Raw genomic sequence first — 8,232 nt, forward strand, 5'->3', positions numbered from 1 at the left:
CCCCGTCGAGCCGCCGCCGCACGGCCGGACGGCCGGCGGCCCCGGCCGCGGTGTCCGCCGTCCCGGCCGCGGTGTCCGCCGTCCCCGGCGCACCGCCCACGGCGTCCGGCGCACCGCCGTCGACCTCGCCCGGCGACCGCCGCATACCGCTCCCGGCCGCCAGCAGCAGACCGAGCGCCGCCAGCAGACCGAACGCCAGCACGGTCCAGCGCAGCCACGGCAGCCACGCCGGCGACCGGTCCAGCAGGACGTACGACCACGCTGCCGTCGCCCCGGTCACCACGGCGAGCACGATCCGGCCCAGCAGGCCGCCCTGTCGCCAGACCAGCACCGCCCCCATGCCGACCAGCGCCGCGATATAGGGCGACAGCGCGATGTTGTAGTACTGGTGGAAGATCCCGGACATGAAGCTGAAGATGGTGAACGTCATCAGCAGCGCGCCGCCCCACACCAGGAACTCCGCGCGCTGCGCGGCCTGTTCGGCGGCCACCGCCCGCCGCGCCCGCCACAGCACGCACACCGCCACGACCAGCAGGATCAGCGCGGCGGGCAGCAGCCAGGAGATCTGCCCGCCCATGTCGGAGGAGAACAGCCGGGTGATGCCGGTCTGGCCCCAGCCGCCACCGCCGCCCGGACCGCCGTGCCCACCGGGCCCGCCGCCGTGGCCGCCGACGCTGCCCCGCTCGTTGCCGTCGATCCGCCCGAAGCCGTTGTAGCCGAACGTCAGCTCCAGGAAGCTGTTGGTCTGCGAACCGCCCACATACGGGCGCGCGGACGCCGGCAGCAGTTCGACGATCGCCACCCACCAGCCGGCCGACAGCACGATCGCCAGCCCGGCCAGCAGCAGCTGCCCCAGCCGCTTGCGCAGCGCGACCGGCGCGCAGCAGGCGTAGACCAGGGCCATCGCCGGCAGGATCAGCCACGCCTGGAGGGTCTTGGTGAGGAAGCCCAGCCCGAAGCAGACGCCGGCCAGCACCAGCCACTTCGTCCGCCCCTCCTCCAGGGCGCGCAGCACGCACGCGACGGCGCAGACCATCAGGAGGCAGAGCAGCGCGTCGGGGTTGTTGAAGCGGAACATCAGCGCGGCGACCGGGGTGATCGCCAGCGCGCCCGCCGACAGCAGACCGGCCGCCGCGCCGAACCGGCGCCGCACGGTCGCGTAGAGCAGGCCGACCGTGGTCACGCCCATCAGCGCCTCGGGTACCAGGATCGCCCACGAGCTGAGCCCGAAGAGCCGTACGGACAGGGCCATCGGCCAGAGCGAGGCCGGCGGCTTGTCGACGGTGATGGAGTTGGCCGCGTCCGACGACCCGAAGAAGAACGCCTTCCAGCTCTCGCTGCCGGCCTGTACGGCGGCCGAGTAGAACTGGTTGGCGTACCGCGACGCCGAGAGGTCCCAGAGGTAGAGCGCGGCGGTGACCACCAGCAGCGCCAGCAGCGCGGGCCGGGCCCAGCGGGGGTCCTCCGGCCGCCCCCGCACCATCCGCTCCGGAAGCCCGCGCAGCCCGCTCCGGGGTTCATACGTACGGACCCGCACGGATTCACCCGCGGGCTGTCCTGCCGGGTGTCCCGCGGGCTCTCCTGCGGGCTCTCCCGCGGACCCTCCTGCGGGCCCTCCTGCGGACTGTCCAACTCCCTTCCCCCGCACGGCTTCCCGTGCGGACCGGTCGGGGCCGGTGGCGGATGCCTCCGGGGTCATCGCTCTCTCCTGTGGTGTCGCCGGCGGTGCGGTCGGGCCCGTATGCGGCGGCTGATCCGGCGCACCGGGCGTACTGGACGGACGGGGTGTCATCAAGTGCTCCGTGAAAGGTCGTTGCGGTCGTGCGCGGCGGGCGGTGCGGACTCCTGGCGGTCATCGGCCGGCCGGGAGTCGTGGGCGGCCGGGCCGCCCGTCCCCTCCCGCCGCTCGCGCTCCGGGAACACCCAGGCGCGGAAGAGCAGGAACCGCAGCACCGTCGCGGCGAGGTTGGCGGCCACCAGCACCGTCAGCTCGCTGGTGTGCGAGGGGCTGCCGGTGGCGGAGTCCAGGGCGGCCAGCGAGCCGCTGGTCAGCACCAGGCCGATGGCGAAGACCACCAGCCCCTGCGCCTGATGGCGGACCGCCCGGTCCCGCCCGCGCACTCCGAAGGTCAGCCGGCGGTTGGCCGCCGTATTGGCCAGGGCGGACACCAACAGGGCGCCGGCATTGGCGATCTGGGGGCCCGCCCCGAGCCGGAAGAGGGAGTAGAGGCCGAGGTAGAGCAGGGTGCTCAGCGCCCCGACGACGCAGAACCCGACGAGCTGCCGCGCCAGTCCGCCCGGCACCCCGGACAGCTGCCGGTCCCGTGGGTCGTCGCCGAACGGCCGGGCGAGCCGGTCCAGCGGCAGCGCACCGGTCGCCAGCGCCCGCCCCACCCGCCAGACGCCCTTGAGGTCGTCGGTCGCCGTCCGCACGATGTGCACGGTGCTGTCGGGGTCGTCGACCCAGTCCACCGGCACCTCGTGGATCCGCAGCCCGGCCCGCTCGGCGAGCACCAGCATCTCGGTGTCGAAGAACCACCCGGTGTCCTCGACCATCGGCAGCAGCCGGCCGGCGACATCGCCGCGGATCGCCTTGAAGCCGCACTGCGCGTCGGAGAACCGGGCGGCCAGCGAGCCGCGCAGGATCAGGTTGTAGGTCCGCGAGACGAACTCCCGCTTCGGCCCGCGCACCACCCGCGCGCTGCGGCTGAGCCGGGAGCCGATCGCCAGGTCCGAGTGCCCGGATATCAGCGGGGCGACCAGCGGCAGCAGCGCGTTGAGGTCGGTGGACAGATCGACGTCCATATAGGCCAGCACCGGCGCCTCGGAGAGCGACCACACGGTGCGCAGCGCCCGGCCGCGGCCCTTCTGCTCCAGCCGGACGGCGGTGACGCTGTCCATCGTGTCGTCGAGGCGGGCGGCGATCTCGGGCGTGCGGTCGGTGCTCGCGTTGTCGGCGATGGTGATCCGGAACCCGTAGGGGAAGGTCCGTACGAGGTGGTCGTGCAGCCGGCGCACGCACGGTTCGAGGTCGCTCTCCTCGTTGTAGACGGGAATCACGACATCGAGAACCGTCTCGATCTGGCCCAGTCGCAGATGCTCACGTGGTGGCAGGGAACCCAGTGGCGTCTGGGTCGGCGGTGGCGTCGTCATACCGACGACGGTCGCCAACCGCCCTGTCATGGCGGTGTGGTGAATCTGTGGGTGGGCTATGAGTCGGGGGGAGAGAGACAGGGGGGAGGGGAGAGACGGAGGGGGAGGAGAGAGACGGGCGGACCGCAGCACGTTGTGTGAAGGCCCTGCGAGCGGCGGGGGTTCCTACGGGCAGGGGCCCTACGGGCGAAGACTCCTCCGGGCGGAGCTCCTGCAGTCGGGGCCCCTACAGTCGGGGCCCTACGGCTCGGTCTTCGTACGGCACGGGCTTCCTACGGCACAGGCTTCCTACGGCACGGGCTTCCTACGGCCGGGCCGCCGGCAGCGTCACCGTGAAGACCGTCCGCCCCGGGACGCTCTGCACGCTGACCGTCCCGCGGTGCGCGGCAACCACCGCCTGCACGATGGCCAGCCCCAGCCCCGTACTCCCGGCCGCCCGCGAACGGGACGCGTCCCCGCGTGCGAACCGCTCGAAGACATGCGGCAGCAGCGCGGGCGGGATCCCGGGCCCGTCGTCCTCCACCTCCAGCTGGACGGCCCCGGCCCCGGCCCCGAAGACCCCGCGCCCGCCGAGGACCGCGCTCGCGCCGGGCACCCCGTTCCGCACCCGTGCCGTGACCGTCGTCCCCTCCGGCGTATGCGTACGGGCGTTGGCCAGCAGATTGACCAGGATCTGGTGCAGCCGACTCGCGTCGCCATGGACCAGCGCGGGCTCGTCGGGCAGCTCCAGCCGCCAGCGGTGATCGCGCCCGGCCGCCCGGGCATCGCTCACCGCGTCCACCACCAACGGCGAGAGATCGGTGCTCTCATACGAGAGCGGGCGCCCGGAATCGAGCCGGGCGAGCAGCAGCAGATCCTCCACCAGCCCCGTCATCCGCTCCGCCTCGGACTCGATCCGCCCCAGCGCATGCCGCGTCTCCGGCCCCGGCCGCTCCTTCCCGCGCCGGGTCAGCTCGGCATAGCCCCGTATCGACGCCAGCGGCGTCCGCAGCTCATGGCTGGCGTCGGCGACGAACCGCCGCACCCGCATCTCGCTCTCCTGCCGCGCCGAGAGCGCCGAACCGACGTGCCCCAGCATCCGGTTCAGCGCCGCCCCGACCTGGCCGACCTCCGTACGTGCATCCGCCTCGGCCGCCGGAACCCGGACGTGCAGCGCCACCTCGCCCTGGTGGAGCGGGAGTTCGGACACCCGCGTCGCCGTGGCGGCCACCCGCTTCAGTGGCCGCAGCGCGAACCCGACCATGACGGAACCCGCGATCCCGGCCGCCGCCAGCCCGGCCACCGTCACAAAGCCCTCGATCCGCACCAGCCGGTCGACCGTCCCGTCGACCTCACCGGTCGGCAGCCCGAGCACCAACTGGCCGTCCTTGGCCGACAGCACCCGGTAGTGCCCGAGGCCGGGAAGGTGGACGCTGTGCGGCGCAGCGTCCCGCGGCACCGCGTTCAGCGCCGCGACCTGCTCCCTGCCCAGCCAATCCAGCCGCTCGGACGGCAGCCGGCTCGTCGAGCGGTTCAGCAGCTTGCCGGCACCGATCGTCCCGTCCGGCCCGACCCGCGCCCCCACCGCACCGATGGGCTGACCACCCATGGCGACGAAGTCCAGCCCGTCGTCATCCAAGGGGTCACGCGGATGCGGCAACTCCGCCCGCACGACCGACTCCCTCAGCTGCCGGTCCAACTGATCCTGCATGTACTGGTGCAGCGCAATGGTCGTCACGGTCCCGATCACGGTCCCCACCACCGCGATCAGCGCCACCGCCGACACCACGAGCCGCGTCCGCAACGTCCAGCGCCGCCGCGCCAGGGAGGCGACCAGCGGCCACGCAGCGAGCCGCGGCGCCCCGGAACGGCCGTACGCGGACGAACCTCCGACCGCACCGGACGCTCCGCCCACACCGGAGGCCCCGGCCGCACCGGACGCACCGGACGCACCGGACGCACCGGCAGATCCGCCCGCACCGGCGGGTCCAGCTGTACCGGCCGGACCGCCCGCACCGGCGGGTCCATCGGGAACACCGGCGGAGGCGCCCGCACCGGCGGCCCCGCCCGCGCCGACAACCCCATCCGCCCTGGAGGCCCCCGAAGTCCCCGAGGACACCGAGGCCTCCGCAGTCCCCGAGGTCCCTTGGATCACCCGACCACTCGCGGCACGCACCCCGCCACCTACCCCACCGGCTTGATCAGATAGCCCGCACCCCGCCGGGTGTGGATCATCGGCTCCCGCCCCGCGTCGATCTTCCGCCGCAGATACGAGATGTACAGCTCGACGACGTTGGCCTGGCCCCCGAAGTCGTAGCTCCAGACCCGGTCCAGAATCTGCGTCTTGCTCAGCACCCGCCGCGGATTGCGCATCAGGTAGCGCAGCAACTCGAACTCCGTGGCCGTCAGATGGATGTCCTGGCCGTCCCGCCACACCTCGTGGCTGTCCTCGTCCAGCACCAGATCGCCCACCGTCAGCAGCGACTCGCTGCGTGCGGTGTTCGCCCCGGCCCGGCGCAGCAGCCCGCGCAGCCTGGCCACCACCTCTTCCAGGCTGAACGGCTTGGTGACATAGTCGTCGCCGCCCGCCGTCAGCCCGGCGATCCGGTCCTCGACCGCGTCCTTGGCGGTGAGGAACAGCACCGGTACGTCCGGCAGTTCACGCCGCAGCCGGCCGAGCACCGTCAGCCCGTCCATGTCCGGCAGCATCACATCGAGCAGTACCGCATCCGGCCGCCAGCTGCGCGCACACCGCAGCGCACCCGCGCCATCCCCCTCGGAACGGATGTCCCAGCCCTCGTACCGCAGGGCCAGCGACAGCAGATCCGCGAGCGAGGACTCGTCGTCGACGACCAGCACCCGCACCGGGCTTCCGTCCGCCCGCAGCAGCTCCGGCTGCTTCCCGGGCGCCCCCCTGGAGGACGAGCCGGAGGCCGGCGCACGGTAGGACGCTGAGGACGACGGAGTCAGAGTCATGGCCCGGAGCCTGACCCGCCCCTCTGAGAGCTCTCTTTCCGGTTTCTGTGAATCTCCTGAGAATCCCCCCTGTCCAAGGTCAAGAACCCACCGCCCGCACAGGGCGCCACCCCGTCATGGCGAGCCTGGACCGCCCCCCGCGCGATCCAGGCCGATCACCACTCCCTCAGCATCGCACCCACCACTGACAATCACCCTGACCTGCACTTTCCCGCCTGCGACCGGCCACCGGCCCCGCCGGACCCCGTACGGTGCCCCCGACCGGGCCCCGGCACCGGGCCCCGCCACCGAGCCCCCGCGCAAAGCCCGTAGACCCGTACCGCCGCACCCCGCCCCCCACCGCGTACCGTCACCCCATGCATCTCCTGGCCCTCTCCGGCAGCCTGCGCGCCCGGTCATCCAACGGAGCCGTGCTGCGCTCCGCCCTCGACCTCTTCGACGGCCCCACCGCCACCGCGGACATCGGCGCACTCCCGCACTTCAACCCCGACCTGGACGGCGAGGACGCCACTCCCCCGCCCGCCGTCGCCGCCCTGCGCACCGCCGTCGCCACCGCCGACGCCCTGCTCATCGTCAGCCCCGAGTACGCGCACGGCGTCCCCGGCGTCCTCAAGAACGCCCTCGACTGGCTGGTCAGCAGCGGCGAATGCGTCCACAAGCCGGTCGCGGTGATCACCGCCTCGCCGTTCCCCACCGGCGGCGATCACGCCAACGCCCAACTCCGCGAGACCCTGCGCATGATGACCGCGGACGTCATCACCGCCGCCTGCCGCGAAATCCCCGCCATCGGCCCCAGAATCGACCCCGCCACCGAGCGCGTCACCGACGAGCCCACCCTCGCCGACCTCCGCACCGCCCTGACCCACCTGGCCGCGGCCACCACCCCGGCCCCCACCCCCTGAACCGCACACCGGGAACCGCGCGCCCGGTACCTCACCCCGGCCACTCCACAGCCGACTCCGCCCCCGTCCCGAACAGCCGCGCCCCGTTCCCGTAGCACACCGCGCGCAGCCACTCCTCCCCCAACTCCAGCCGGGCGAGCGCCTCCAGGGCATGCGCGTACCCGTACGGGATGTTGGGGAAGTCGCTCCCGAAGAGCACCCGTCCGCCCAGATCCCGCAACCGCCCCCGCTCCGCCCGCGGGAACGGCGCGGCCCGCTCGGAGAAGTCCGTGAAGGCCATCGTCGTATCGAGATGCACCTCCGGATAGCGCTCCGCGAGGTCCAGGAAGTCGGCGTACTCCGGCATCCCCATGTGCGCGATCACCAGCCGCAGCCGGGGATGCCGGGCCAGCACCCGCGCGATCGGCTCGGGCCCGGTGTGCTTCCCCGGTGCCGGACCCGAACCGCAGTGGACGACCACCGGCGCCCCGGCCTCCGCCAGCGCGCCCCACACCGCGTCCAGCCCCGCATCCGCCGGGTCGTACGCCCCGACCTGCACATGCGCCTTGAACACCCGGGCCCCGCCGTCGAGTTCGCCCCGTACGTAGGCCGCGGCCCCGTCCTCCGGGAAGAACGTCGCCGTCCGCAGGCAGTCCGGCGTACGGGCCGCGAAGTCCGCCGCCCACCCGTTCAGCCACCGCGCCATCCCGGGCTTATGCGGATAGACCATCGCCGTGAACGCCCGCACGCCGAAGCCCCGCAGCACCGCCAGCCGCTCGTCCTCCTCGAAGCGGTACGCGATCAGCCACCGCCGCCCCACCAACGGGCCCGCGGCGTCGAAATACGCCCACACCTTCGCCATCACCCGCTCCGGCATGAAGTGCGTATGCACATCGATCAGCCCCGGCAGCCCCAGCCCCCGCCAGAACTCCCCGACCCGCTCATCGCCCTCCACCGCACACCCGTCCCCTGCGTCCCCCACGTCCCCGGCCACCACACCAACCCCTTCCACACACCACTCCAGCCCTCCGAACCCCAGACCACCAAACCCCCCAGGACCCCAGACCCCCAGGACCCCAGACCCCCAGGGCCCCTGAGCCTGAACCTCAGAACCACAGAACCCTCAGCCCCAGCGCCCGTGAGCCCGAAAGACCCCACTCCTCGCAGAATCGCCCCCGGTCGGCCCCTCAGAACCCCCCTCAGCCCCCTCGAAACACCCCCTCAGAACAACCCCTCCTGCCCC

6 protein-coding genes are annotated in these 8,232 nt (G+C 73.1%); 1 reads left to right on the top strand and 5 read right to left on the bottom strand.

The window, feature by feature from the left end; genetic code table 11:
- The 4 genes from IEZ17_RS40940 to IEZ17_RS40955 all read right to left on the bottom strand — a co-directional run.
- Positions 1-1,483 (bottom strand): ArnT family glycosyltransferase (locus IEZ17_RS40940; protein ID WP_189308721.1); only part of this gene is annotated, 1,483 nt, incomplete at its 3' end.
- 308 nt (positions 1,484-1,791) lie between these two features.
- The gene (locus IEZ17_RS40945) at positions 1,792-3,153 is read right to left on the bottom strand and encodes a bifunctional glycosyltransferase family 2/GtrA family protein (protein WP_229853121.1); all 1,362 of its coding nucleotides are present in this window, start codon (positions 3,151-3,153) and stop codon (positions 1,792-1,794) included.
- Positions 3,154-3,457: 304 nt separating this feature from the next.
- Entirely contained in the window at positions 3,458-4,957 is a 1,500-nt protein-coding gene (locus IEZ17_RS40950) for a sensor histidine kinase (protein WP_373300081.1), read from the bottom strand.
- A 359-nt stretch (positions 4,958-5,316) separates the two neighbouring features.
- Positions 5,317-6,018 (bottom strand): response regulator transcription factor, encoded by a 702-nt coding sequence (locus IEZ17_RS40955; protein ID WP_308427755.1) that lies wholly within the window; start codon positions 6,016-6,018, stop codon positions 5,317-5,319.
- Between the two features lie 446 nt (positions 6,019-6,464).
- On the opposite strand from IEZ17_RS40955, the gene IEZ17_RS40960 reads away from it, so the two are divergent.
- Positions 6,465-7,010: an NADPH-dependent FMN reductase gene (locus IEZ17_RS40960; RefSeq protein WP_189308720.1), complete on the top strand. Its 546-nt coding sequence runs from the start codon at positions 6,465-6,467 to the stop codon at positions 7,008-7,010.
- A gap of 31 nt (positions 7,011-7,041) precedes the next feature.
- Here IEZ17_RS40960 and IEZ17_RS40965 read toward each other — a convergent pair whose 3' ends face one another.
- Positions 7,042-7,971 (bottom strand): amidohydrolase family protein, encoded by a 930-nt coding sequence (locus tag IEZ17_RS40965; RefSeq protein ID WP_189308724.1) that lies wholly within the window; start codon positions 7,969-7,971, stop codon positions 7,042-7,044.
- Between the last annotated feature and the right edge of the window lie 261 nt (positions 7,972-8,232).

Origin of the sequence: Streptomyces albospinus, from assembly GCF_014648695.1 — a bacterium.
Lineage (GTDB): Bacteria > Actinomycetota > Actinomycetes > Streptomycetales > Streptomycetaceae > Streptomyces > Streptomyces albospinus.

Coding starts and splice junctions, on each gene's coding strand:
- IEZ17_RS40945 (WP_229853121.1), bottom strand. CDS start 3,153: ATGACGACGCCACCGCCGACCCAGACGCCACTGGGTTCCCTGCCACCA.
- IEZ17_RS40960 (WP_189308720.1), top strand. CDS start 6,465: ATGCATCTCCTGGCCCTCTCCGGCAGCCTGCGCGCCCGGTCATCCAAC.